The 26,410-nt window shown below is 73.1% G+C and carries 5 protein-coding genes; 1 reads left to right on the top strand and 4 read right to left on the bottom strand.

What is annotated here, in order from left to right; genetic code table 11:
* Positions 1 to 11 precede the first annotated feature (11 nt).
* Positions 12 to 920, bottom strand: a complete 909-nt coding sequence (locus tag ACLJWH_RS21525; RefSeq protein ID WP_411143368.1) for an ArsR/SmtB family transcription factor — start codon at positions 918 to 920, stop codon at positions 12 to 14.
* Between the two features lie 893 nt (positions 921 to 1,813).
* On the opposite strand from ACLJWH_RS21525, the gene ACLJWH_RS21520 reads away from it, so the two are divergent.
* On the top strand, positions 1,814 to 2,533 hold the full coding sequence (locus tag ACLJWH_RS21520) for a DUF4097 family beta strand repeat-containing protein (RefSeq protein WP_411143367.1): 720 nt from the start codon (positions 1,814 to 1,816) through the stop codon (positions 2,531 to 2,533).
* 132 nt (positions 2,534 to 2,665) lie between these two features.
* Here the strand turns inward: ACLJWH_RS21520 and ACLJWH_RS21515 are convergent, their stop codons facing one another.
* The 3 genes from ACLJWH_RS21515 to ACLJWH_RS21505 are packed head-to-tail and all read right to left on the bottom strand — an operon-like array spanning position 2,666 to position 26,247.
* Complete coding sequence (locus tag ACLJWH_RS21515; protein ID WP_411143366.1) at positions 2,666 to 4,021, bottom strand: MFS transporter; 1,356 nt, start codon at positions 4,019 to 4,021, stop codon at positions 2,666 to 2,668.
* Positions 4,022 to 16,474, bottom strand: a complete 12,453-nt coding sequence (locus ACLJWH_RS21510) for an amino acid adenylation domain-containing protein (protein ID WP_411143365.1) — start codon at positions 16,472 to 16,474, stop codon at positions 4,022 to 4,024. It abuts the gene before it with no gap.
* Between the two features lie 59 nt (positions 16,475 to 16,533).
* Positions 16,534 to 26,247 (bottom strand): amino acid adenylation domain-containing protein, encoded by a 9,714-nt coding sequence (locus ACLJWH_RS21505; protein WP_411143364.1) that lies wholly within the window; start codon positions 26,245 to 26,247, stop codon positions 16,534 to 16,536.
* Positions 26,248 to 26,410: the final 163 nt, after the last annotated feature.

Raw genomic sequence — 26,410 nt, 5'->3', positions numbered from 1 at the left:
GCGGCGCACCGTCACCGGCACGGCACCGGCTCGGGCAGCGGACCGCGCAGCCAGTCGCCGGACGTCTCCTCCGCACTGCTCACGCCGCGGTCACGCAGCAGCGCCCGCCCCAGCGGGGTGAGTTCGTGCCGTGCGGTGTTCCGGTCGCGCTGGGTGGTGATCAGCCCGGCGCCGCGCAGGACGGCGGTGTGCTGGCTGGCGCCGGGCCCCGATATGCCCAGCCGGCGGGCGAGTTCCCCCGTGGTGCGGCTGACGACCAGCGCCTCCAGCGCGCTGGCCCGGGTGGTGCCGACCAGCGCCGCCAGGGCTTGTCCGTCGTCCTCCGGCTCCGCCCAGAACGCCTCGGGATCGGATACCGGGCCGGTCGGCAGCAGCAGCGGATGCCCCTGAGGGCCGGCCATGTCCAGCAGGTGCCCCTGCCGCTGCGGCAGGAACAGCGAGGGGACCAGCAGCAGCCCCCGGCCGTCGAGCCGGATGTCCCCGTCCTGTTCGTGCGGAAGCTCCAGTACCGGCGTGGACCAGTGGCCGCCGCCCCCCAGATGGGACAGCAGGTGCTCGACGCCCCCGATGGCCAGCATCCGTTCCAGTGCCGCCTGTTCGGCCTGCACATGGGCGCGGATACGGGACCAGTACGGCGCCACGGCGATCCGCCAGAAGTCGTGGACGGCGCCCGCCAGCCGCTCCGCGGTCTCCCCGATCCGCACGAGCGCGATCCGGGACTCCTGAGCCCGGCCCTGCAACAGCCTCAGCAGCAGACCGGGAGAAGGAAACAATTGGGAAAGCTTTTTGAGCAGGACAAGGTTTCCGCCCAGCTTCGGATATATCTTGAGCCGCCACTGGGCCAGTTCCGGTGAACCGGGGCTCTCCAGTGTCCGCAGTGCGAAGTACGTTTCGACGTGTGGCGCAACCGTCGTGCTCACGCGTAAGCGCAACAGGTCATCGAGCGTGCAGTGGATGCGTTGCGAGGAGACACGGGAGATACGTCTTCCAGCACTCATAGAAATCAGTCTCTGCCTCCTGCACCTGCACGCCGGGAGCTGGTTGTGATATCCGGCGGAGCAGGTACGTGTGGGGCTGACCTGGGAGGTCGCATCATGAATGCAATGACCTGCGCACCGCAGTGTGTTCCGTCGCCCCGTTCCGGAACCCCCCCGTTACCGAACTGCTTTCGCAGATTATCCGATGCCGATGGGTAGCGCTACCTCCACCCCCCTGAGATCTGTGTCAAGTTTGCAATCTGGAACTTGGCCGGCTTTCGTCCCTCTTTCGCGTCCCGCCACCACCTGTTCCCGCACCCGGACACGTCGGCGGGCGCCGTGTGGCACGGCCGTGCCTCACCGGCCGTTCCCGGCGCCGCCTTCCCCGCGGGTCGCCGGCAAGCTGGCCTGAACCTCACGGTGCACCGGCCCGGAATCGGCGGACGGTCCCACTCCGGTCACGGCACCGCCGTCGTCAGCGAACTCCCTGTCACGGCGCCGGAGTTACCGACGCTGCCGTGGCGGCCGCACCGAGCGGCGACACCACCCTGAGGCCCGCCGGCACCGGACGCAGAGCCCGGCACGCGAGTTGCCCCGTGGCGGCAACCGCCCCCTCGGGGAAGGCACAAGGTCTCGAACCCTGCTGCGAGACATCGCTTTTCGGCCACATTGGAGGATTCGGGCGCGGGCATCCGTAGAGTGGATCGCCAGCGGCCCGGCCGGTGGGCGGGGCCGTGAAATGAAGTGTCGCCATATCGCAGAGGCGGGGGGACCGCCGTCTGTTAGGGGGAGCAATGTTGCAGCGTGCGCGCCTGATTCCCGCTGTGCTGGGGGCCGTGGTCGTGTCTCTCGCCGTGAGTTCGTGCGGTGTGGCCAAGGACGGTGAGAGCAAGAGTGACGAGAAGAACTTCGATTACTCCGGAAAGAAGCTCTCCATCAGGGCGACCAATTCCACGGTACGGCTGAAACCCGGGGACGGTGACGGCAAAATCCGCGTGGCGCGGACACTCAAGGGGAAGGCCGGGGACGCGGGCAACTCCGAGTGGTCCCTGAACGGGTCCACGCTGACCCTGCGGACCGAATGCAACGGTATCTCCCTCTCCTGTGAGGCGAGTTACACCGTGACGGTGCCGAAGGGCGCGTCCGTGTCGCTGGAGAGCACCGCGGGGCCGGTCAGCGCGGAGGGGCTCACGCAGCCTCTGGACATCCGGGTCAAGGACGCTTCGGCAGAGGTCGAGAACATCTCCGGGAAACTGGGGATGAACGTATCCGGCGGCAATGCGTCGGCGACGGGCATCGCGTCGGAGGAATTCACCGCCACGACGTCCAACGGGCGGGTGAAGGCCACGTTCGAGGCGGCGCCGCGGAAGATCACCGCATCGGCCGGGAACGGGAATGTGAACGTCACGCTGCCGAAGGGCGCCGAGAAGTACCGGGTGACGACGAAGGCGACGAACGGGCAGGCCCATTCCGCGGTGCCGAACACCAAGGGCAGCGAGCGGAGCATCGAGCTGACGAGCCAGAACGGCAGTGTCCGGGTGGACCGGGCGGAGTAGCGTCCGCCGCCGCCCCGGACGGGACGGACGAAGAGCGGGGACGGACGAAGAGCGGGACGGACGAAGGGCGGAACCCGGTGGCCGGATGCCGACGGGTCCCGCCCTTCGTCGTGCCGTGGGGTGGTACGGCGGTCAGCGGGTGTCGGGGGTGCCCGCCGTGGCTTCGCTCCGGCCGGGCCCGTCCGCCGCGGGCCCGTCCTCGCCGGGCGGGTCGGCCGCGAGAGCGCCGAAGCCCCGGAGGGTCGGGCTGAGCGTCACGGTGACGGCCAGTACGGCGATGCCGAAGGTGGACAGCAGGATCGCCCAGCGGGCGCCGGCCCATTCCATGAGCAGCCCGCCCACCATGGGGCCGAGCGCCGTCGAGATACCCGCGATCAGTCCGATGACGCCGCTCAGCCGGCCCCGCAGACGGTCCGGGGTGATCAGCAACTGGTAGGTGCCGACGGCGGTGTTGGCGGTCGGCGCGAGGAAGGCGATGCCCGCCAGCACCAGGCCCAGCACGATGCCGTCGCCGGTGGTGAGGGTGACCGGCGCCAGGACCGCCATCGCCCAGAAGGGCAGCGCCACCGACGCCCGCGGGCCGAGCCGCACGTACAGGCGCGGCGCGGCGAGAGCGCCGAGCAGCCCGCCCGCGCCGAACATCGCGGCCATCACACCGATCTTCGCCGACGGCACACCGCTCTGCTGGGCCACCACGATGATGACCAGGTACAGGACCTGGAACAGGAAGTTCACCGCGACCGCGCACATCGCGGTCACCCGGATCAGGCGGTGGCCCCAGACCCACTTCAGGCCCTCCAGCAGCTCCCCGCGGAAATTCGCGGGCGGCGCCCCCTCCGCCGGCCGCGCCGGCTTCGGCAGACGGACGAAGAGCAGCATGCAGAACGACACGACGTGGGTCAGCGCGTCCACGGCGAAGGGCAGCACCCGCTTCACGCCGAACAGCGCGCCGCTGAGCGAGGTGCCGACGAGGTTGCCGATCGAGTTGCGGGCGTGATTCATCGACACCGCGGTCGCCAACTGGTCCGGCGGCACGACATGCGGCAGGGACGCCTCCTCCGCGGGGTCGAACAGGGCGCTGCACACACCGAGCACCGCGGCGACCACGACCATGTGCCAGATCGCGACCGTGCCCGTCCAGACCGTCCAGATCAGCCAGCCGAGCGCCACCGCACGGACGGCCTCGCAGGTCAGCATCACCGCTTTGCGGTTCCACCGGTCCACCAGTGTGCCGCCCGGCAGGCCGGCGAGCAGTTGGGCGGTCGCGTTCGCGCCCTGCACCAGGCCCGCCGTACCGGGTGACCCCGTCACGGCGAGCACCAGCAGCGGGAAGGCCATGGTGGAGGCGTTGAAACCGACCTCGGTCAGTGACCGGCTGATCCACAGGATGTTGTAGTCGCGGTTGCGCCACAGGGGCGTGGACCGGCGGGGCGGATCCCGCCGGTCCGACGGGTGCTGTGACGGTTGCGACGCTCGCGTCCGGGTCATTTAGCGGGCGCTCCGCTTCCGGCCGGTGACGGCCTCACAGTGCCGTGCGATACCGCACAGCGCTTCCTCGAAGGACTGGGCCAGCTTCCGCACCGTGCCCGGGTCGAAGACGTTGGTCGAGTAGTGCCAGGTGAATTCCAGGCGCCCGTCCACGGCGCTGCCCACCACCTCCAGGAGGTGGGTGGCGCGCTCGGCCGGACTCTGGTCCTGGCCGATCGCACCGTGCTGGGTGTGGATCACACCGCGCGGGCTGCCGGATGCCTGTCCCGGTGCCGCGCTCTCGTACTGGCCGAGGTAGTTGAAGACCGTTTCGGCCTCCTTGAGCGCGGCGAGCGCGGTGCCGGGCGTGCCCTGCGGGGCGAGGTGCCGCAGCGCCCCGTACGCCAGGCCGTTGTCCCGGACCGCGCGCAGCTCACGGCGGACCGACTTCATCAGCCGTGACCAGTCGGACCCGGCGCCGGGGGCGGCGGTGTCCGCCGGGACGGTGAGCAGCGCCGGGTGGACGCTGGTGAACCAGCCGACCGTACGGGACAGGTCCACACCGTCGAAGATCTCCTCCCGGCCGTGGCTCTCCACATCGACGACGACCCGCTCCCGGCCCGTCCACCGGGACAGCGTCTGCGCGAGCGCGCCGAGCAGCACATCGCCGATCCGGGTGCGGAAGACGGTGGGGGCCGACCGCAGCAGCAGGGCCGTCTCCGCCTCACCCACCGAGGTGGTGGCGGTCGCGCCGGTGTCGGCGGAGTTGGGCCCGGGACCGTCGACGGGCAGCGGCTCGGCGGCGCGCAGCACCTCGCTCCAGTGGTCCGCCTCGTGGTCCAGGCCGCCGTTCACGGTGTGCTCGGTCAGCCGCCGCGACCACTCCTGGAACGAAGTGGTGCGCGCGCCCAGGGTGATGGTCTCGCCCCGGACCGCCTGCCGGTAGCCGCGCTCCAGGTCGTCCAGCAGGATGCGCCAGGACACCGCGTCGACGACGAGATGGTGCACGGTGAGGAACAGCCGGCTGCGGCTGCCCGGTGCGCCGGTGAACAGAACGCCCTTGAGCAGCGGGCCGTGCGACAGGTCGAAGCTCTGCTGGACCTCGACCGCGGTGCGCTCGATGACGTCCGCCCGCTCGCCGGGGCCCACGGCGGACAGGTCGTGGCGGCGGAGCAGCTCGTGCGGCGGGACCGGCTCGGGGGGCGCGCTCTCCTGGTGCCAGCCCTCCTCGTCGCGGGTGTAGCGCATCCGCAGCGCGTCGTGGTGCGCGGGCAGCGCGGCGAGCGCCGCGGCGAGGGCGCTCTCGTCCACCTCCTCGACCAGTTCCAGCAGCGTCGACTGGTTGAAGTGGTGCGGGTGGTCGCGGGTGTCGAAGAACCAGTGCTGGGACGGGGTGAGCGGCACCGGGCCGACGACCGGCCCCGGGTCGCCCGCGTCCGGTGCGCCGTCCTCCTCCCGTGTCACCACGGTGGCGAGTTCGGCGACGGACTGGTGCAGGAACAGGTCCTTGGCACTCATCCGCAGGCCCGCCTCCCTGGCCCGGGACACGGCCTGGATGCTCAGGATGGAGTCACCGCCGATGTCGAAGAACCGGTCCGTGGCGCCGACCCGCTCCAGGCCGAGCACCTCGGCCCAGATCCCGGCGAGAGTGCGCTGCACGTCGGTGGCGGGCGCCACGTAGGTGTGCTCGCCGTCCGCCTGGAAGTCCGGGGCGGGCAGCGCCGCGCGGTCCACCTTGCCGTTGGGGCTCAGCGGGAGACTGCCGAGCACCGTGAACGCGGACGGGACCATGTAGCCGGGCAGCGCGGCGGCGAGGTGGGCGCGCAGCTCCGCCGCGTCCGGGGCCGGGCCGCTGTGCGCATGGCCCACCGCGTACGCCACCAGGCGCTTGTGGCCGGTCTCCGACGCGACGGCGATCACCGCGGCCTCCGCGACCCCCGGGTGGCCCAGCAGGGCGGCTTCGACCTCGGCGAGTTCGATGCGGAAGCCGCGGACCTTGACCTGGTTGTCGTCCCGGCCGACGAACTCCAGATTGCCGTCCGGCCGCCAGCGCACCACGTCACCCGTCCGGTAGAGCCGCTCGCCCGGGGCGCCGAACGGCGAGGCGACGAAGCGCTCCGCGGTCAGGTCGGGGCGGCCCAGGTAGCCGCGGCCCAGGCCGGTGCCGGCGATGTACAGCTCACCGGGGCGGCCCGCGGGGACCGGGCGCAGCCAGCGGTCCAGCACGTACAGCCGCACACCTGCCATCGGCCGGCCGATGGGCAGGCTCTCCGCGCCGCCCGGGTCGCCGCCCTGGAAGACGGTGGCGACCAGGGTGGTCTCGCTGGGCCCGTAGATGTTGAAGAAGTCGCCGTGCGCGGCCCATTTGCCGGCCAGCTCGACCGGGCAGGCGTCACCCGCGGCGCCCACGGCCCGCAGGCCGGGCAGGGCGGCCGGGTCGAGGGCGGACAGCAGCGCGGGCGGCGTCATCAGCACCGTCGCGTGCTGCCGCCGGATCTCGTCGGCCAGGTCCCCGGCCGCCTCCGACTGCGTCAGGCAGAGGGTGGCCCCGGACAGCAGTGTGACGAAGATGTCCGACACCCCGCCGTCGAAGCTGAACGACAGATGCTGCAACAGCCGGTCGCCGGGACCGAGCCGGAACTTGGCGACGAAGTCGTCGACCAGGTGGCACAGCGACCGGTGCGCGATCATCACGCCCTTGGGGCGTCCGGTGGAGCCCGAGGTGTAGACGACGTACGCGAGCGCGTCCGGGCCGCCGGGGACGGGCGGGGCGGTGACCGGGTGCCGGGAGATCTCCGGCAGGTCCCGGTCCAGGCAGATGATCTCGGCGCCGGTCGGCGGGAGGTGGCCGAGCAGCGCCTCCTGGGTCAGCAGGACGGGTGCCGCGGTCTGCTCGGACATCATCGTCAGCCGCTCGGCCGGGTAGCCCGGGTCCAGCGGTACGTACGCGCCGCCGGCCTTGACCGCGGCCAGCGCGCCGACGACTGCCTCCGGGCCGCGGCGGGCGCAGACCCCCACCAGGACGTCGGGGCCCACGCCCCGCTCGATCAGATGATGCGCCAACTGGTTCGCCCTGGCGTCGAGTTGCGCATACGTCAGCACATCGTCGCCATTGATCACGGCGGGCGCGTCGGGGGTGCGGCGGACCTGCTCGGCGAACATCTCGTCCGCCCGCAGCCGCGCGGGCACCGACCGCCCCGAGTCGTTCCACCGCGCGAGCCGGTCCCGCTCCTCCTCGGGCAGCCCGCCGACCGATGCCAGCGGGCGGTCCGGGGCGTCCGCGAGGGCCGCCATCAGGGCCTGGAGCTGGGCGGCCATCCGCCGGGCGGTCCCGGCGTCGAACAGGTCGGTGTTGTACTGGAGGCCGCCCGCGAGACCGCCGTCCACCTCCTCGAACTGGATCGTCACATCGAAGCTGGAGGTGGCGGAGGGCAGCGCGAACTCCTCGATGCGCAGCCCGGCGAGCGCCGGTGGCGCGGCCGGGGTGTTCTGGAGCACGACCATCGCCTGGAACAACGGTGAGCGGCTGGGGTCGCGTTCCGGGGCGAGCACCTCCACGAGCCGCTCGAAGGGCACGTCCTGGTGGGCGAACCCGTCCACGACGGTCTCCCGCACCCGGGCCAGGAAGTCGGTGAAGCGCTCCCGCTCGTCGATGCGGGAGCGCACCACCAGCGTGTTGACGAAGAACCCGACCAGCGGCTCCAGTTCGACCCGGTCCCGACCCGACGTCACGGTGCCCACCGCGATGTCATCCTGGTCGCTGTAGCGGGCGAGCAGCAGCTGGCAGGCGGCGGTGAGGGCCATGAACAGCGTCGCGTCCTGCCCGGCGGCCAGCTCCTTGAACCGCTCGGTGACCCGCTCGGGGATGCGGAAGTCGAGGATCGCGCCGTTCTTGGACTGCACGGCGGGCCTGCGGCGGTCGGTGGGCAGTTCCAGCGGCGGCACGTCCGCCAGCCGCTCCCGCCAGTAGTCGAGCTGCCGCGCGCTCTCCTCGGAGTCCCCCAGCGCGCGCTGCCAGACCGCGAAGTCGGCGTACTGCACGGCCAGTTCCGCGAGGTCGGCGCGCGTACCGCGCAGCCGCGCCCGGTACATCGCCTCCAGATCGCGGACGATGACCGACGACGACCAGCCGTCGGTGACGATGTGGTGCAGGCACAGCGCCAGCACATGGTCGGCCTCGCCGAGGCGTACCAGCGTGGCCCGCAGGAGGGGACCGCGCCGCAGGTCGAAGGGGGTGGCGGTCTGTTCCCGCAGCAGCCGGTCGAGTGCCGCGTCCCGCTCGGCCGCGGGCAGCGCGGAGAGGTCGGTCAGCGGCACCGGCACCGGAGCGGCGGGCCGGACGATCTGGACGCCTCTGCCGTCCACGGTGTCGAAGACGGTCCGCAGCGACTCGTGCCGCTCGACGAGGTCGGCCAGCGCCCGGCGCAGCGCGTCGGCGTCCAGCGGGCCGCGCAGCCGCAGACCGGTCGGTGAGAGGTACTCGGTGCCGCCGGGCTCGTACGCGTCCATGAACCACAGTCGCTGCTGGGAGAACGACAGCGGCAGCGCGCCGTCGCGGGCCACGGCGGGTATCCGGTCGGCGGCCCCGGGACCGGCGCCGCCGGGGACGGCCGCGGCCAGCCCGGCGACAGTGGGCGTGGTGAACATCGCCCGGGGCGAGAGGCCGACGCCGAAGGCGGCGCGCAGGCGGGAGGTGATCTGGATGCTGAGGATCGAGTCGCCACCGAGCTCGAAGAAGTTGTCGTGCACGCCGACCCGCTCCAGGCCGAGTGTCTCGGCCCAGATGGCGGCGATCCGCTCCTCCGTCGCGTCGCGCGGTGCCACCTGGTCGGCGGTCGCGTCCGCGTGGCCGTCGGGCGCCGGCAGGGCCTTGCGGTCCACCTTGCCGCTGGGGGTGTACGGAAGCGCCTGCCTGGTCACGAACCGCGCCGGGACCATGTGGTCGGGCAGGTCCGCGAGGAGGGCGGCGCGCAGTTCGGCGCCGGTGACGTGGCCGGTGCCGGACGCCGGCACGACATGGCCGACCAGCAGGGTGCGGCCGCCGTCGCGGTGCACGGTGACGGCGGCCTCGCGCACCGAGGGCAGCGCCGACAGCGCCGCCTCGACCTCACCGAGCTCCACCCGGAATCCGCGGATCTTGACCTGGTCGTCGGCGCGGCCCAGGAACTCCAGGTTGCCGTCCGGGCGGAACCGCACCCGGTCGCCGGTGCGGTACAGCCGGGCGCCGGGCGTGAACGGGTCGGCGACGAACCGCTCGGCGGTCAGCTCCGGCCTGCCCCAGTAGCCGCGGCTCACCCCGTCCCCGCCGACGAACAGCTCCCCGCCGACGCCCACCGGCACCGGGTTGAGGTCATCGTCGAGGACGTACACCCTGGTGTTGGCCAGCGGGCGGCCGATCGGCACGAACGCGCCGTCGCCGAGCACCTCGGCGGTCGGGGTCAGCACTGTGGCGTCGATGGTCACCTCCGTCGCGCCGTAGGCGTTGACGACAAGGGTGTCCGGGTCGAGATGGTCCAGCAGCCGCAGGCAGTCGCCGGAGCGCCAGCCCTCGGAGCCGACGGACAGCAGCTTCAGCCGCGGCAGCCGGGTGCCGCGCAGAGCGACCTCCGAGACCAGTGCGTTGGCCAGGGTCGGGACCAGTTCGAGGGCGTCGCCGCCGGTTCGTTCGATGAGTTCGAGGAGCCGGGGCGGGTCGGTGACCACCTCGGCGGGGCAGATCGTCAGGCAGCCGCCGAACGGCAGCGACCGCAGCAGGTCGGCGAAGAACAGGTCGACGGAGAGGCTGGTGACCGAGACGAAGTTCAGCCGCAGCTCGGAGAGCCGGTAGCGGTCCTCCCAGGCGTCGAGGATGTAGCAGAGCTGGCGGTGCTCGACCATGACGCCCTTGGGACGTCCGGTGGAGCCCGAGGTGTAGATGACGTATGCCAGGTCACCGGGGCCCGCGCCGGAATCGGGCGCGCCCGGCGGGTAGCTGCCGGGCTGCGGCAGGTCGGTGTCCAGGCGCACGATCCGCGGGCCGCCCGTGCCCTCGCCGGCAGGCCGGGGCGCGGCGTGTTCGGACCGGGTCAGCAGCACCGGTATGCCGGAGTCCTCGACCATGAACGCGAGCCGGTCGGCCGGGTATTCGGGGTCCAGCGGCACATATGCGCCGCCCGCCTTGAGGATGCCGAGGAGGCCGACGGCCATGTCGGGGCCACGGTCGACGTGCAGCCCGACCAGGACGCCGGGCCGCACGCCCAGCGCACACAGGTGGTGCGCCAGGTGGTTGGCGCGTTCTTCCAGTTCGCGAAAGGTGAGGGTGGTCTCCCGGTGGCGGACGGCCGGTGCGTCGGGGGTGCGGGCGGCCTGCTCGGCGAAGAGTTCGTGCACCGCGCGGTCGGCGGCGCGCTCGCGTACGGTGCCGGTGCCCTGCCGGAGCAGCTCCGCGCGCTGCTGCCCGGTCAGCCACGGCAGCCGGGACAGCGGCCGGTCCGGGTCGGCGGCGGTCTCGGTGAGCAGCACGTCGAGCTGACCGGCCAGCCGCCGGGCGGTCGTGGCGTCGAAGAGCTGTGGATCGTAGGCCAGTTCGAAGCGGAGCCGGTCGTCGCGGTGGGCGCTCAGGCTGAGCGGGAAGGTGTTGGTGTCCAGGGCGTCCACGTCGCGGATGCGCAGCCCGTGTCCGGCCGCGCCGCCGTCCTGGAGCGGGTAGTTCTCGAAGACGACGATGCTGTCGAAGAGGCCGGTGCCCGCCGGGACCTCGCTCCAGGACTGGAGCCGGCTCAGGCCCGCGTACTCGTAGGGCCGGGCCTCCACCTGCTCGGCCTGGAACTCCTGCAACCACCGCGCGAGCGGCTGCTGCGGCGCCACCCGGGCGCGGACCGGCACGGTGTTGATGAACAGGCCGACCATGGACTCCACGCCGGGCAGCTCGGCCGGGCGGCCGGAGACCGTCGCACCGAACACGACGTCCCGTGATCCGCTGTGGCGCGAGAGCAGCAGCGCCCAGGCGCCCTGGACCAGGGTGCTCAGCGTCAGCCGGTGCTCCCTGGCCACCGCCGCCAGCCGCTCGGTGAGACCGGTGGACAAGGCGAAGGTGACCGGCTCGGACGACTGGGCGCGGTGTGCCTCGGCCGGCTGCCGGTCGTAGGGCAGCGGGGTGGGCGCGTCGAAACCCGCGAGGGCGGCGCGCCAGTGGGCCTCCGCCGCGTCGGCGTCCTGTGCCACCAGCCAGGCGACGTAGTCGCCGAAGGGACGGGGGGTGTCCGCCCGCAGCTCCTGTCCCGCGACCGCGGCCGCGTATTCGTCGCCCACCGCGGCGAAGACGGCGGCGGTGCTCCAGCCGTCCAGCAGCAGATGACTCGATGTCCACACCAGGCGGACGGTGTCGTCGGTGACGCGGATGACCGTCAGCCGGATCAGCGGGGGGACGGCGAGGTCGAGCCCGAGCGCGCGGTCCCGCTCCAGCAGCTCCCGCAGCAGCGTCTCCTGCTCGGCCCCGGTACAGTCGCGCCAGTCGTGCCGGCCGACCGGGACCGTCATCTCGCGGTGGACGACCTGCACCGGCTCGGTGAGCTGTTCCCAGACGACGGCGGTGCGCAGCGCGGGGGTGCGGTCCACCACCCGCTGCCAGGCCGCGGCCAGCGCGTCCGGGTCGGACACGCCCTCCAGCAGCAGGGCGAGCTGGTTGAAGTACGACCGGGAGGAGGGGTCCATCAGCCGGTGGAAGAGCATGCCGTGCTGCATCGGCGTGAGCGGGTAGATGTCCTCGACGGTGCGGCCGTCGCCGGCCAGCCCGTCCACCTCGTCCTGGGTCAGGCGCGTGAGCGGGAAGTCGGACGGGGTGCAGCCCCCGGCGCCGGGCGCCAGGCAGTGGCCGACGATCTCCCCCAGGGCGGCGATCACTTCGTCCGCCAGCCGCTGCACGGTCCGCTCGTCGTGCACGTGCGAGGAGTAGAACCAGGTGAAGTCCAGGCTGCCGTCCTCCACCACCCCGACCACGTCGAGGAGGTGGGGACGCAGCTCGTCGGCGTCCGGCGCGTCCGAAAGGCCGTCCAGCCGGGCCCGGACCAGACCGCCGTCCCCGGCGGCGTCGAAGCGGCCGTGGTAGTTGAACGACACCTGGGGCGTGGGGTCCTGGAGCAGGGCGCGGGCCGGTGAGCCGTCCGCGGCGAGCCGGCGCAGCGCGTCGTAGCCGAGGCCGTTGCCGGGTATCGCGCGCAGCTGTTCCTTGACCGAGGTGACCGTCTCGCGCCAGCCGTTCCCGGCGGCGGTCCGTACGGCGACGGGGTACAGGGTGGTGAACCAGCCGACCGTACGGGACAGGTCGGCGCCCTCGATGAGCTCCTCGCGGCCGTGGCCCTCCATGGCGAGCACGATCCGCTCACTGCCCGCCCAGCGGTTCAGGACCGTGCCGACGGCGCTCAGCAGCAGGTCGTTGACGCGGGTCCGGTAGACCGGCGGCACCCGGCGCAGCAGCGCGTCGGTCCGCTCACGGCCCAGGGAGGCGCGGACGCCGCGCACCGAGCCCGCGGTGTTGGCACCGTCGTGATCCACCGGAACCGCTCCGCGGCCGCCCTCGAACACGCCGCTCCAGTGGGCGAGTTCACCGTCCAGACGGCCCGCGCGTACGTGGTCGCGCAGGTGGCGCGCCCAGGTCCCGAACCCGGTCCCGGCCGGTCCGAGGTCGACGGCGCCGCCCGCGCGGGCCTGCTCGTAGGCCCGCTCCAGGTCCTCCAGGAGGATGCGCCAGGAGACGCCGTCCACCGCCATGTGGTGTGCGGACAGGAACAGTTGCCGGCCCGTGTCCGCGCCCGTGTCGAAGAGGACCGCGCCGAACAGCGGACCGTGCTCCAGGCTGAACCCGGCGCGCAGCGCGTCGGCGGCCGCCCGCCGGGCGGCCTCCCGGTGCGGGGCGGGCACCTCGGACAGGTCGAGCCGCCGGAAGACCTCCGCGGTCTCCGACGCGGCCACGTCCTGCGTCCAGCGGTCGCCGTCGCGGGTGAACCGGGCCCGCAGCATGGGGTGATGGGCCACCAGCGCCCCGACGGCGGTGCGCAGCGCGGCGGCGTCGGCCCCGGGGTCGAGGTCGACGTACAGCGACATGGTGAGGCGGTCGGGTCCTGCCTGATACGTGTCGAAGAACCAGTCCTGGACGGGGGTCAGCGGCGCGGGCCCGACCGGGTCCGGCGCAGACGCGGCCGGTGCGCCGGTGCCGGGCCCGGCGGCGACGCGCTGCGCGAGCCGGGCGACGGTCTGGTGCAGGAAGACGTCCTTCGAGGCGAGCCGCAGCCCGGCCCGGCGGGCCCGGGAGACGGTCTGGATGCTGAGGATGGAGTCGCCGCCGAGGTCGAAGAAGTTGTCGTCGACACCGACCCGCTCCAGGCCCAGCAGTTCGGCCCAGATGCCGGCCAGGGTCTCCTCGACGGCGGTGCGCGGCGCGGTGTACCCGGCCGCGTCCCGGGCCGGGTTCGCGGGCGCGGGCAGCGCCGCGTGGTCGAGTTTTCCGTTGGGGGTCAGCGGCAGCGCGTCGAGGACGACGACGGCGGCCGGGACCATGTACTCGGGCAGCGCAGCGGCGGTGTGCTCCCGGACGTCCTGCGGGCTCGGTGCGGCACCGTCGGCGGGCACGACATAGCCGGTCAGCCGCGGGTGGCCGGCCGCGTCCTCGCGCACCGTGACGGCGGCCCGCGCCACCTGCGGGTGGGCGAGCAGGGCCGATTCGATCTCGCCCAGTTCGATGCGGTAGCCGCGGATCTTGACCTGGTCGTCGGTGCGGCCCAGGAACTCCAGTTCTCCGTCGGGCCGCCACCGGGCGAGGTCTCCGGTGCGGTACATCCGGGTGCCGGCCGGACCGTAGGGGTCGGCGACGAAGCGTTCGGCGGTCAGCGCGGGCCGCCGCACATAGCCGCGGGCCAGTCCGCTACCGGCGATGTACAGCTCGCCCGGCACCCCGACGGGCACCGGCCGCAGGGCGCTGTCGAGGACGTGGATCCGGGCGTTGGCGCGCGGGCGGCCGATCGGGACGGCGCCGGGCGCGGGCACGTCGTCCGGGCGGACGCGGTATTCCATGCAGCCGACGGTCGCCTCGGTCGGGCCGTACTCGTTGACGACGGTGGTGCCCGGATGCCGCACCCGCCACTGCTCCAGGGCCTCGCCGATCAGCTGTTCACCGCCGATGACCAGTTCCCCGGCCGGCTGGAGCTGGCGCGGAGTGCTCGCCAGCAGGGCGAGGTGCGACGGAGTGACCTTCAGAAGCGAGCAGGCACCGGCCGCCGTGGGCAGCTGCTCGTCCGTGTCCTCCAGTCCGCTGATCAGTACCCGACCGCCGCTGATGAGCGGGGTGTAGAGGGCGGTGACGGTGAGGTCGAAGGTGACCGGCGAGTGCAGTACGGCGGTGCCGGCCGCACCCGGGTAGGCATCGGCGGCCCAGCCGACGTAGTCGGCGAAGGAGCGGTGCGCGATCACCACGCCCTTGGGACGGCCGGTGGACCCCGAGGTGTAGATGACATACGCGGGATGGTCCGGGTCCAAGGGCACCGTGCGCTCACCGTCCAGCACCGCACCGCACGGCAGGTCCGCGCCCAGGCCCTGGGCACCGGCACCGTCGAGGAGCGTGCGCTCCACCGCGGCGGGCAGCGTGGCGTACGCGGCGGAGTCCGCGAGCACCAGGCTGGGCGCGGCGTCCGCCAGGACGTACGCGATGCGGTCGGCCGGGTGGTCCGGATCGACGGGGACGTAGGCGGCGCCCGCCTTGAGGACGCCCAGCAGCGTGACGACCAGGTCGGTGCCCGGAGTGGCGGCGACGGCCACCAGCTGCTCGGGGCCGACGCCCCGGCGGATCAGGGCGCGCGCCACGCGGTTGGCCCGCTCGTCCAGCTCCCGGTAGGTGAGGGTGTCCCGGCCGCAGACCAGGGCGGTGGCGCGCGGGGAGCGGGCGGCCTGGTCGTCCAGGAGCCGTACCACGGTGGCGGCGCGGGGGGTGGCCCGCGGGCCGGTGGCGGCCCGCAGCAGGGCGGCCCGCTCGTCGTCGGCGAGCCACGGCAGATCGCGCACCGGACGCCGCGGCGCGGCCGCCACGCCGGACAGCAGCACCCGCAGGTGCCCGGCCATCCGGGCGATGGACGGGGCGTCCCACAGGTCCGTGGCGTACTCGATCGAGCAGGACAGGCCGGCGTCGTCGGCACCCGTGCCGCCCCGCGCGTCCTGGAACTCGACGGTCAGGTCGAAGTTCGCGGAGGTACGGGGCGCCTGGTAGGCCGCGACCTGGAGGCCGGGCAGTGCGGGCAGCCGCTCGGGGCCGCTCTGTAGCACGACCAGCGTCTGGAACAGCGGTGTACGGCCCGGGTCGCGCTCCGGGCGCAACGCCTCCACCAGGCGGTCGAACGGCACCTCGTCGTTGGCGAACGCGTCCAGCACGGTGTCCTTGACCTCGGCCAGGAACTCCGTGAACGCGGCGCCGTCGTCCACGGTCGACCGCAGCACCACCGTGTTCACGAAGAAGCCCACCATGCGGCTGAGTTCGGGCCGGTTGCGGCCGGAGGTGACGGTGCCCACCGCGACGTCCCGCTGCCCCGCGTAGCGGGCGAACAACACCTGGCAGGCGGCCACCAGCACGGTGTAGAGGGTGGTGCCCTGCTCGCGGGCCAGCTTCCGCAGCCCCTCGGCGACGTCCGCCGGCAAGGTGATGTCGTGGACGGCTCCCGCGCCCGACCGTGACTGCGGCCGGGGCCGGTCGCCGGGCAGATCCAGCGGACCGAGACCGGCGAGCCGGCCGCGCCAGTAGCCGAGGTGCTCGTCCAGCCACTGAGCGGTCATCCGCTGCCGCTGCCAGGCCGCGAAGTCCGCGTACTGGACGTCCTGCGCGGGCAGTTCGGCGGCGGTGCCGGCCAGGCGCCCCGCGTAGAGCGCGCCGAGCTCGTCGAGCAGGACGCCGGTGGACCAGCCGTCGGTGACGATGTGGTGGGCGCACAGCACCAGCACGTGCTCGTCCGGCGCCACCCGCACCAGCACCGGCCGGAACAGCGGGCCGGTGCGCAGGTCGAAGGGCCGGTCGACCTCCGCGCGGACGACGGCGTCCAGCCGCTCCCGCGCGGCGGCCGGGTCCGCCTGTTCCGCCAGGTCGATCAGCGGGAGGGGCACGTCGTACGGCGCCCGGACCGCCTGTACGGGTTCGTCGCCCACCCGGTCGAAGACGGTGCGCAGCGCCTCGTGGCGGGCCACCAGGTCGCGGAGCGCGCCGGTGAGGGCGGCGGTGTCGAGGGGGCCGGTCAGCCGGAGTCCGGCGACGGAGTTGTACTCCGTGGAGTCCGGGTCCAGTTCGTGCAGCAGCCAGAGTCTGCGCTGGGCGGCGGAGAGCGGCAGCGGCGCTCCGTCGCGGGGGACGGCCGGGATGTCCGCCGTCGTGCGGGCGCCACCCGCGAGGCGGCGGCGCAGCTGTTCCTGGAGGTGCGCGGGCAGGGCTGCGATGCGGTCCTTGTGCGGGTCCGGCGCGTTCACTTCGTGTCTCTCCCGGGTGTGCTGGAAGTCGGAAAGCTCATGGGGGCGGGTCAGCGGGCCTAGGTGGTCGGCGACCCGTCGCCTTCGGGACCCGCCAGGGCGGCCTGCTCCAGTTCGGCGAGGATCCGGTCCTCGACGACCAGGGCGAGCTGGGCCACGGTGGGTGCGGTCATCACGTCACGGGGTGACAGGTCGAGGCCGAACGCCACCTTCATGCGCAGCACGGTCTGGATGCTGAGGATGGAGTCGCCGCCGAGGTCGAAGAAGTTGTCGTGGATACCGACGCGTTCGACGCCGAGGAGGGCGGACCACAGGTCGGCGAGGGCCTCCTCGGTGGGCGTGCCCGGGGGGACGTGGTCATCGGCGCCCGCCCTCGTCCGTGGCTCGGGGAGCGCCGCCCGGTCGAGTTTTCCGTTGGGGGTCAGCGGCAGCGCGTCGAGGACGACGACGGCGGCCGGGACCATGTAGCCGGGCAGCGACAGGGCGATGTGCTCCCGTAGTTCCCCCGGGTCCGGCTGCCGGCCCTCGGCGGGCACGACGTAGCCGGCCAGCCGCTGGTGGCCGGAGTCGCCGCCCTCGCCGCCGAGGGCGATCACCACGGCCTCGGCGACCAACGGGTGGGCGAGCAGGGCCGATTCGATCTCGCCCAGTTCGATGCGGTAGCCGCGGATCTTGACCTGGTCGTCGGTGCGGCCCAGGAACTCCAGTTCTCCGTCGGGCCGCCACCGGGCGAGGTCTCCGGTGCGGTACATCCGGGTGCCGGCCGGACCGTAGGGGTCGGCGACGAAGCGTTCGGCGGTCAGGGCGGGCCGCCGCACATAGCCGCGGGCCAGTCCGGTACCGGCGATGTACAGCTCGCCCGGCACCCCGGCGGGCACCGGCCGCAGACCGGCGTCCAGGACGCGGACGAGGGTGTTGCCGCGGGCGCGGCCGATGGGCACCGGGCCGGGTTCGCTGCGCTCACCGGGTTCGATCCGGTACTCCATGCAGCCGACGGTCGCCTCGGTCGGGCCGTACTCGTTGACGACGGTGACGCGCGGGTGCGTCCGGCGCCACTGTTCGAGCACCTCACCGGTCAACTGCTCACCGCCGACCACCAGGTGGCCGGACGGCAGCAGCTCGTCGGCGAGGGTACCCAGCAGCGCCAGGTGCGAGGGGGTCACCTTCAGCAGGGAGCACGCGGGCGCCCGGCCGGAGGCCGCCGCGGCGTCCTCCAGTCCGCTGATCAGTACCCGACCGCCGCTGATGAGCGGGGTGTAGAGGGCGGTGACGGTGAGGTCGAAGGTGACCGGCGAGTGCAGTACGGCGGTGCCGGCCGCACCCGGGTAGGCATCGGCGGCCCAGCCGACGTAGTCGGCGAAGGAACGGTGCGCGATCACCACGCCCTTGGGACGGCCGGTGGACCCCGAGGTGTAGATGACATACGCGGGATGGTCCGGGTCCAGCGGCACCGTGCGCTCACCGTCCAGCACCGGACCGCAGGCACGCGCGGCCCCCGGCCCGGTGTGGCCCGCGCCGTCGACGAGCAGCCGCCCGTCGGCCGGAACCACCGCCCGGGACGCGGAGTCGGCGAGGACCAGGACGGGCGCGGCGTCCGCCAGGACGTACGCGATGCGGTCGGCCGGGTGGTCCGGGTCGACGGGGACGTAGGCGGCGCCCGCCTTGAGGACGCCCAGCAGCGCGACGACCAGATCCACCGACGGGACCACGGCCACCGCCACCAGGTCCTCCGGACCGATACCGCGGGCGATCAGCTCCCGCGCCAGCCTGTTGGAACGCTCGTCCAGCTCCCGGTAGGAGACCGTCTCCCGGCCGTGGACGAGCGCGGTGGCCTCCGGGGTCCGGGCGGCCTGCGCCGCCAGCAGCCGCACCATCGTGCCGGCGCCCGCGTCGCGTACCGGGCCGGCACCGTTGGCCAGCAGCGCCCGGTACTCGTCCGGTGCCAGCCACGGCAGTTCCCGCAGCGTCCGTCCGGGGGCCGCCGCCGCCCCCGACAGCACCTCCCGCAGCCGGCCGGACAGCACCCGCACCGACTCCTCGTCGAACAGGGCCGGATCGTAGGCGAAGCTGAACGTCAGCCGCTCTCCCGGGTACACCGTCACGGCCAGCGGGTAGTTGGTCGTCTCGACCTCGGCGTACAGGTCACGCAGCCGCAGTCCGTGCGCGTGGCCGGCCCGCTCGTCGATCGGATAGTTCTCGAAGATGATGACGCTCTCGAAGAGACCGCCGCCGTTCGGCACCTCGGCGACGGCCTGGACGCGCGCCAGCGGCAGATGCTCATGGCCACGGGACTCGGCCTGCGCGTCCTGGAGCCGCGTCAGCCAGGACATCAGCGGGGCACTGTCCGCCACCTCGACGCGTACCGGCAGGGTGTTGATGAAGATCCCGTGGATGGCCTCCGCCCCGGCCAGCTCGGCCGGACGGCCGGAGACGGTCGCGCCGAACACGACGTCCCGCTCCCCGCTGTAGCGCGACAACAGCAGCGCCCAGGCCCCCTGCACCAGGGAGTTGACCGTCAGCCGGTGCTCTCTGGCCAGGGCGTTCAGCCCGGCGGTCAGTTCCGGGGTCAGCTCCAGGCCCAGCCGCCCGGACGAGCGGCTGTGGTGGTTGCGGACCGGCTGCCGGTCGTAGGGCAGCGCGGTGGGTGCGGCGAAGCCCCGCAGCGCCCGGCGCCAGAACTCCTCGGCGGTCCCGGTGTCCTGCTCCGCGAGCCACGCCACGTGGTCACGGAACGCCGGACGGAAGGGCAGCGCCGGTTCCGTCGCGCTCCGCAGTGCGCCGTAGCACTCGAATACGTCGGACAGCACCTGGAAGGCGCTCCAGCCGTCCAGCAGCAGATGGTGGAAGGTCCACAGCACCTGGACCGCGTCACCGGGCAGCGTGGCGAGGGTCACCCGCATCAGCGGGGCGGTCGACAGGTCCAGGCCCGCCGCGCGGTCCCGGTCGAACAGCTCGTCCCGCGCGGCGCGCCGTGCGTCGTCCCCCGCCAGGCCGCGCCAGTCGAGGTGGCCGACCGGTAGCGTCACCGGACGGTGCACGGCCTGCAACGGCTCGGTGAGCCCGTCGCGGACGACCCGGGTGCGCAGCACCGGGGTGCGGTCCACGACCTGCTGCCAGGCCCGGCCGAACAGCCGCGGATCGGCCACGCCGTCCAGCACGAAGGAAATCTGCTCCACGTACAGCGGCTGGTCCGGTTCGGCCATGCTGTGGAAGAGCATGCCGCTCTGCATCGGGGTCAGCGGATAGAGATCCTCCAGGGCGCGGCCGTCACCGGCCACCCGGTCGAGGGCGGCCTGGTCGAGCCCGGCCAGCGGGAAATCGGAGGGCGTGACACCACCGGAGGCGGGGTCGGCGCAGTGCCGGACGATCTCCCGCAGCGCCTCGGCGGTGTGCTGCGCCAGCCGGTCCACGGTGGCCTCGTCGTGCACGTTCGCCGAGTAGTACCAGGTCATCGCCAGCCGGCCGGACTCCACCCGGCTCACCGCGTCCAGCAGGTGCGGCCGCTGCTCCCCGGGGTGCCCGGTGAGCTGGACGCCCTCGCCACCGGGCCGCAGCAGCGCACCGGCGTCGGTGCCGGTCGTGGTGTCGAACCGGCCGAGGTAGTTGAAGCTGATCGCCGGCCCGGCCCGCCCCGCCCGGCCCAGGGGGCTGTCCGGCCCGCCCAGGTGGCGCAGTGCGCCGTGGCCCAGGCCGCGCCCGGGGACGGCCCGCAGCTGTTCCTTGACGGACTTGATCGTGGTGGCCCAGTCCGCGTCGGGGTCGACGGTGAGTCCCACCGGGTACAGGCTGGTGAACCAGCCGACGGTGCGCGTCAGGTCGATGTCGTCGAAGAGCTGCTCGCGTCCGTGGCCCTCCAGTTCGAGGAGCGTGCGCGGGCTGCCCGTCCACCGGGCGAGCTCCCGGCCGTAGGCACTGAGCAGGATGTCGTCGACGCGGGTGCGGTAGACCGCGGGGACCTGCTGGAGCAGGGCCCGGGTCTCCTCGGTGGTCAGCAGGACGGTCACGGTCCGGAGGGAGCCGACGGTGTTGGGACCCTCGCCGTCGGTCGGCAGCTCCCCGGAGCCGTCCGGGCCGTCGGCGGCAGCGGTGACGGCGTCCCAGTGGCCGGCCTCCGCCGCGAATCCGCCGTCGGCGGTGTGCCGCGCCAGCCGCAGGGCCCATTCCCGGAACGAGGTGGTGCCCGGCCCCAGGTCGATGGCCCGGCCGGCCGCGGCCTGCCGGTAGCCGGTGTCGAGGTCCTCGGTCAGGATCCGCCAGGACACGCCGTCGACGACCAGGTGATGGGCGCTCAGCAGGAGCTGGGGGGCGCGCCCGGTGCCCCGCTCGAAGAGGACGGCGGTGAACTTGCGGTCGTCCTCCAGACGGGCCCCGGGGTGCGGCCCCTCGGCCCGAGCGCGCACCGCCGCGTCCTGCTCGGCGGGGTCCAGCGCGGACAGATCGACGGTGTGCAGCGGTGCGTCGTCGTCGCCCGCCGGAACGGTGTGCTGCCGCCACTGCCCGCCGGTACGGGTGTAGCGGCTGCGCAGTGCGTCGTGCCGGCGGGGCAGCTCGGCGACGGCGGCGGCCACCGCGGCGCGGTCGGCGGCCGGGTCCAGTTCGAGGACCACGTACTGGTCGAAGTGCTCGGGGCCGGTCCGGTGGTGGGCGAAGAACCAGTGCTGGACCGGCGTCAGCGGTACGTCGCCGGTGGCCTCGGGCCGGCGGCGCGCGGCCTCGTCGGCGGCTTCGTCCGGGACCGCCGCGGCGGCCAGCGACGCGACGGTCTGCCGTAGGAAGACGTCCTTGGAGTGCACGGTCAGACCCGCGGCGCGGGCCCGGGAGACGACCTGCATGCTCAGGATGGAGTCGCCGCCGAGCGCGAAGAAGTTGTCCTCGGCGCCGACCTTCTCGACCCCCAGGACGTCCGCCCAGATCCCGGCGAGCGTCTCCTCGGCACGGCCGCGCGGCGCGACGTAGTCACCCGCGTCCACCGGCATGGCGTCGGGGGTGGGGAGGGCGCGGTGGTCGAGTTTTCCGGCGGGGGTGAGCGGGAGGCGGTCCAGGGTGATGAAGGCGCTGGGGATCATGTGGGCGGGCAGGGTCCTGCCGAGGACGTCGCGCAGTGCGGTGGCGTCGGGCGCGTCGGCACCGGGTGCGGCGACGGTGTAGGCGACCAGCCGTCGGGGACCGGAGTCCGGCTGGACGGCGACGACGGCGGCCGAGCCGACGCCGGGATGGGCCAGCAGCGCGGAGCGCACCTCACCGGGCTCGATACGGAAACCGCGGATCTTGACCTGGTCATCGGCCCGGCCCAGGAACTCCAGAGCACCCGAGGGCAGCACACGGGCCAGGTCCCCCGTCCGGTAAAGACGTTCACCAGGACTGAAGGGAGAGGCGATGAACCGTTCGGCCGTCAGATCGGGCCGCCCGAGATAGCCGAGAGCCAGCCCGTCCCCGCCGATCCACAGTTCACCGGGGATGCCCGGCGCGACCGGCGCCATCCGTGCGTCGAGGACGTGCACCGTGGTGTGCGCGATCGGGTGTCCGATCGGCACCGAGGGGCGCCGGGTGTCCTCCGGGGTGACGCGGTGGGAGCTCGCGAAGACCATGCTCTCCACCGGGCCGTAGCCGTTGACCAGCCGCAGTCCGGGGAATTCGGCCAGCACGCGGGCGACGTGCGCGGACGAGGCGGCCTCACCGCCGGTGATCACCTGCTCGACGGAGCCCAGGACGGCCGGGTACTCGTCGGCCATCACGTTGAACAGGCTCGCGGACAGCCACAGCGTGGTGATGCCGTGCGCGGCGATCAGCTCGGAGATCACCTCGGGGTCGGGCGCCGAGCCGGGGTGCAACACACAGGTCCCGCCGTGCAGCAGCGGACCCCACAGCTCCAGGGCGAAGGCGTCCCAGGACATCGGGGCGGCCTGCAACCAGACGTGGCGGGGGCCGAACTCCACGAAGTCCTGGCCGCGCACCACCCGGACCGCCGCCCGGTGCGGGGAAACCACGCCCTTGGGGCGGCCCGTCGATCCGGAGGTGAACATGACGCAGGCCGGATCCGAAGGACCGGCCGCACACGGCAGATCACCCGACTCCTGCGCCTCGACAGCGATCCGGTCAGCGTCAGCATCCAGAGACACCAAAGAACGCCCGCCGACAGGCAACCGCCCCGCCAGCACCCCCTCACTCACCACAACAGAAGCCCCCGTGTCATCAAGGAGCCCAGCAAGACGCTCATCCGGAAAAGCAGGATCCAGCAACGCATAAGCCGCACCGGCCTTGAGCACCGCCAGCAACGCCGTCACCAGCTGCGGACCACGCTCCAGACACACCGCCACGAACGTGCCCACACCCGCACCCCGCGCCACCAGAACCCGCGCCAACCGATTCGCCCGCTCGTTCAACTCCCGGTAAGTGACCCCCACCCCACCGAAAACCAGCGCCGTCGCCTCCGGCACCCGCACCGCCCGCTCCTGAAACACCTCATGCAGACAACGGTCCGGCGCATCGCCCTCGGCACGGTCGCCGGCGGCGGGTATCAGGGCGGCGGGTACCAGGGCGCCGCGCTCCTCGGCCGCGGACAGGAGCGGGAGTTGGCCCATCGGCCGGTGCGGCGCGTCCACCACGCTCTCGAAAAGGGTGCGCAGATAGCCGCCCATGGTCTCGATCGTGGCAGCGTCGAACAGCTCGGTGCTGTACTCGATCACGCAGTCCAGCCCGCCGTTCCGCGGCCAGAACTCCACGAACAGGTCGAACCGCGAGTGGTACCGGGGGAGCGCGTACTCGGTGATCCGCAGCCCGTCGGCGTCCGGTAGCTCCGGCAGCCCCTGCTGGAGCGCCACCACGACCTGGACCAGTGGATTCCGGCTGAGGTCCCGGTCGGGGGAGACCGCCTCGACCACCCGGTCGAACGGCACGTCTTCGGCGTCGAATGCCTCCAGCACCGTCGTCCGCACCTCGCCGAGGAATCCGGCGAAGTCCTGTGCGGGGTCCACCTCGGCACGCAGCACGAGGGTGTTCACGAAGAAGCCGACCAGTTGCTCCAGGTCGGGATGCGCACGCCCGGACGATGCGGTACCGATCGCCACGTCCGTCTCGCCGCTGTAGCGCGACAGCAGCAGCTGGACGCCCGCGGCCAGTGTCATGAACAGCGTCGCGCCGCTCTCCTTGCCCAGCTTGCGCAGGGCCTCGACCAGCGGTGCGGGAAGTACGCAGCGGTGTGCCGCGCCGCTGGTCGCGCGGACCGCCGAGCGGGTGCGGTCGACGGGCAGCCGCAGCGGGGTGATGCCGTCGAGCTTGCGCTTCCAGTAGGCGAGTTGGGCATCGGCCGCCGGGCCCGACAGGCGTGCGCGCTGCCACACGGAGAAGTCGGCGTACCGCGTCGGCAGGGCGGGCAGCGCCGCGTCCGCGGGGGCGGCCTCGTCGCGCGCCGCCGCGTAGAGGGCGGCCAGCTCCTCGACGAGCACCCGCATGGACCATCCGTCGGTGACGATGTGGTGCAGGGTGAGGACCAGTACATGGTCTCCGCCGGCCAGCCGGATCAGCAGGGTCCGGAACGGCGGGCCCTGCCGGAGGTCGAACGGCAGCTCGGCGTCCGCGGGCAGCAGCCGGTCCAGCTCCGCCCGGCGCCCGTCCTCGCCCGGGTCGTCCGGGTCGTCCGGGTCGTCCGGACCGGGCAGGGACACGGTACGCAGCAGCGGTTCCAGGGTGGTGTGCACGGTCTGCACACCACGGCCGTCGACGGCGTCGAAGGTGGTGCGCAGCGTCTCGTGCCGGGCGGCCAGCGCGTTCAGGGCGCCGCGCAGCGCGGTGCCGTCCAGCGGACCGGACAGCCGCAGCCCGACAGAGGTGTTGTACTCGACGGCGCCGTGCTCGAACTCGTAGAGGAACCACAGGCGTTGCTGGGCGTAGGAGAGCGGCAGCGCACCGTCGCGCGGCGCCGCCGGGATCGGGGTGTGGCCCACGTCGCCGGGGTTCGCACCGGCCGCACCGGTCCCGGCGAGGGACGCCGCGAGGCCGGCGACGGTGGGCGCGCCGAACAGGGCCCGGGGCGGCACCGGCACACCGAGCGCGGCGCGGGCCCGGGAGACGATCCGCATGCTCAGGATGGAGTCGCCGCCGAGCGCGAAGAAGTCGTCCTCGACACCGACCCGTGCCACCCCCAGCACCTCGGACCAGATCCCCGCGAGGGCGGCCTCCCGCGCGGTGCGCGGGGCGACGTACTGGGCGGCCGACCCGTTCCAGTCGGGGGTGGGGAGGGCGCGGTGGTCGAGTTTTCCGGCGGGGGTGAGCGGGAGGCGGTCCAGGGTGATGAAGGCGCTGGGGATCATGTGGGCGGGCAGGGTCCTGCCGAGGGCGTCGCGCAGTGCGGTGGCGTCGGGCGCGTCGGCACCGGGTGCGGCGACGGTGTAGGCGACCAGCCGTCGGGGACCGGAGTCCGGCTGGACGGCGACGACGGCGGCCGAGCCGACGCCGGGATGGGCCAGCAGCGCGGAGCGCACCTCACCGGGCTCGATACGGAAACCGCGGATCTTGACCTGGTCATCGGCCCGCCCCAGGAACTCCAGAGCACCCGAGGGCAGCACACGGGCCAGGTCCCCCGTCCGGTAAAGACGATCACCAGAACCGAAAGGGGACGCCACGAACCGCTCGGCCGTCAGATCGGGCCGCCCGAGATAGCCGAGAGCCAGCCCGTCCCCGCCGATCCACAACTCGCCCGCCGCGCCGTCCGGCACCGGGCGCAGCCGCTCGTCGAGGAGGTGCACCGTGGTGTGCGCGATGGCCGTGCCGATCGGGACCGTCCTCCCGTCCGGGTCCGCCTCGGTGACGCGGTGACAGGTGGCGAAGATCATGCTCTCCACCGGGCCGTAGCAGTGGACGAGCGTCACGTCGGGGTGGGCGCGCAGCAGCCGGCCCATATGCCCCGGGGAGACCGCTTCGCCGCCGGTCAGCACCTCGCGCAGCGAGCCCAGGACGGCCGGGTACTCGTCGGCCATCACGTTGAACAGGCTCGTCGAGAGGAAACAGGTGGTGATGCCGTGCGCGGCGACCAGTTCGGAGATCACCTCGGGGTCGGGCGCCGAGCCGGGGTGCAGCACACAGGTCCCGCCATGCAGCAGCGGACCCCACAGCTCCAGGGCGAAGGCGTCCCAGGACATCGGGGCCGCCTGCAACCAGATCCGGTCGGGACCGAAGTCCAGGAAGTCCTGGCCGAAGAAGATCCGCACGGCGGCCCGGTGCGGGGCGACCACGCCCTTGGGGCGGCCGGTCGATCCGGAGGTGAACATGACGCAGGCCGGATCCGAAGGACCGGCCGCACACGGCAGATCACCCGACTCCTGCGCCTCGACAGCGATCCGGTCAGCGTCAGCATCCAGGGACACCAAAGAACGCCCGCCGACAGGCAACCGCCCCGCCAGCACCCCCTCACTCACCACAACAGAAGCCCCCGTGTCATCAAGGAGCCCAGCAAGACGCTCATCCGGAAAAGCAGGATCCAGCAACGCATAAGCCGCACCGGCCTTGAGCACCGCCAGCAACGCCGTCACCAGCTGCGGACCACGCTCCAGACACACCGCCACGAACGTGCCCACACCCGCACCCCGCGCCACCAGAACCCGCGCCAACCGATTCGCCCGCTCGTTCAACTCCCGGTAAGTGACCCCCACCCCACCGAAAACCAGCGCCGTCGCCTCCGGCACCCGCACCGCCCGCTCCTGAAACACCTCATGCAGACAACGGTCGGTGGGGGACGTGCCGGCCGGGTCCTGGAAGGGCCTGCCTTCCACGGCCATCGGTCGCGAGGATGCCGTACCGCGTTCCATGTTCCCTCTTCCGGGTTCGGTGCGGGGACACGTCACCCAGGGGTACGGGGACATGCCGCCAGGAGAAAAATGCGCTCGTTGCTCGGGGGCCCCGTCCTCGGTGCCCTGCCCACCGCCCCGTACGCCGCCGCGC

It is taken from the genome of Streptomyces sp. x-80 (assembly GCF_046549095.1).
Taxonomy (GTDB): Bacteria; Actinomycetota; Actinomycetes; order Streptomycetales; family Streptomycetaceae; genus Streptomyces; species Streptomyces celluloflavus.
This window is presented reverse-complemented; position numbering and strand designations above follow the sequence as displayed.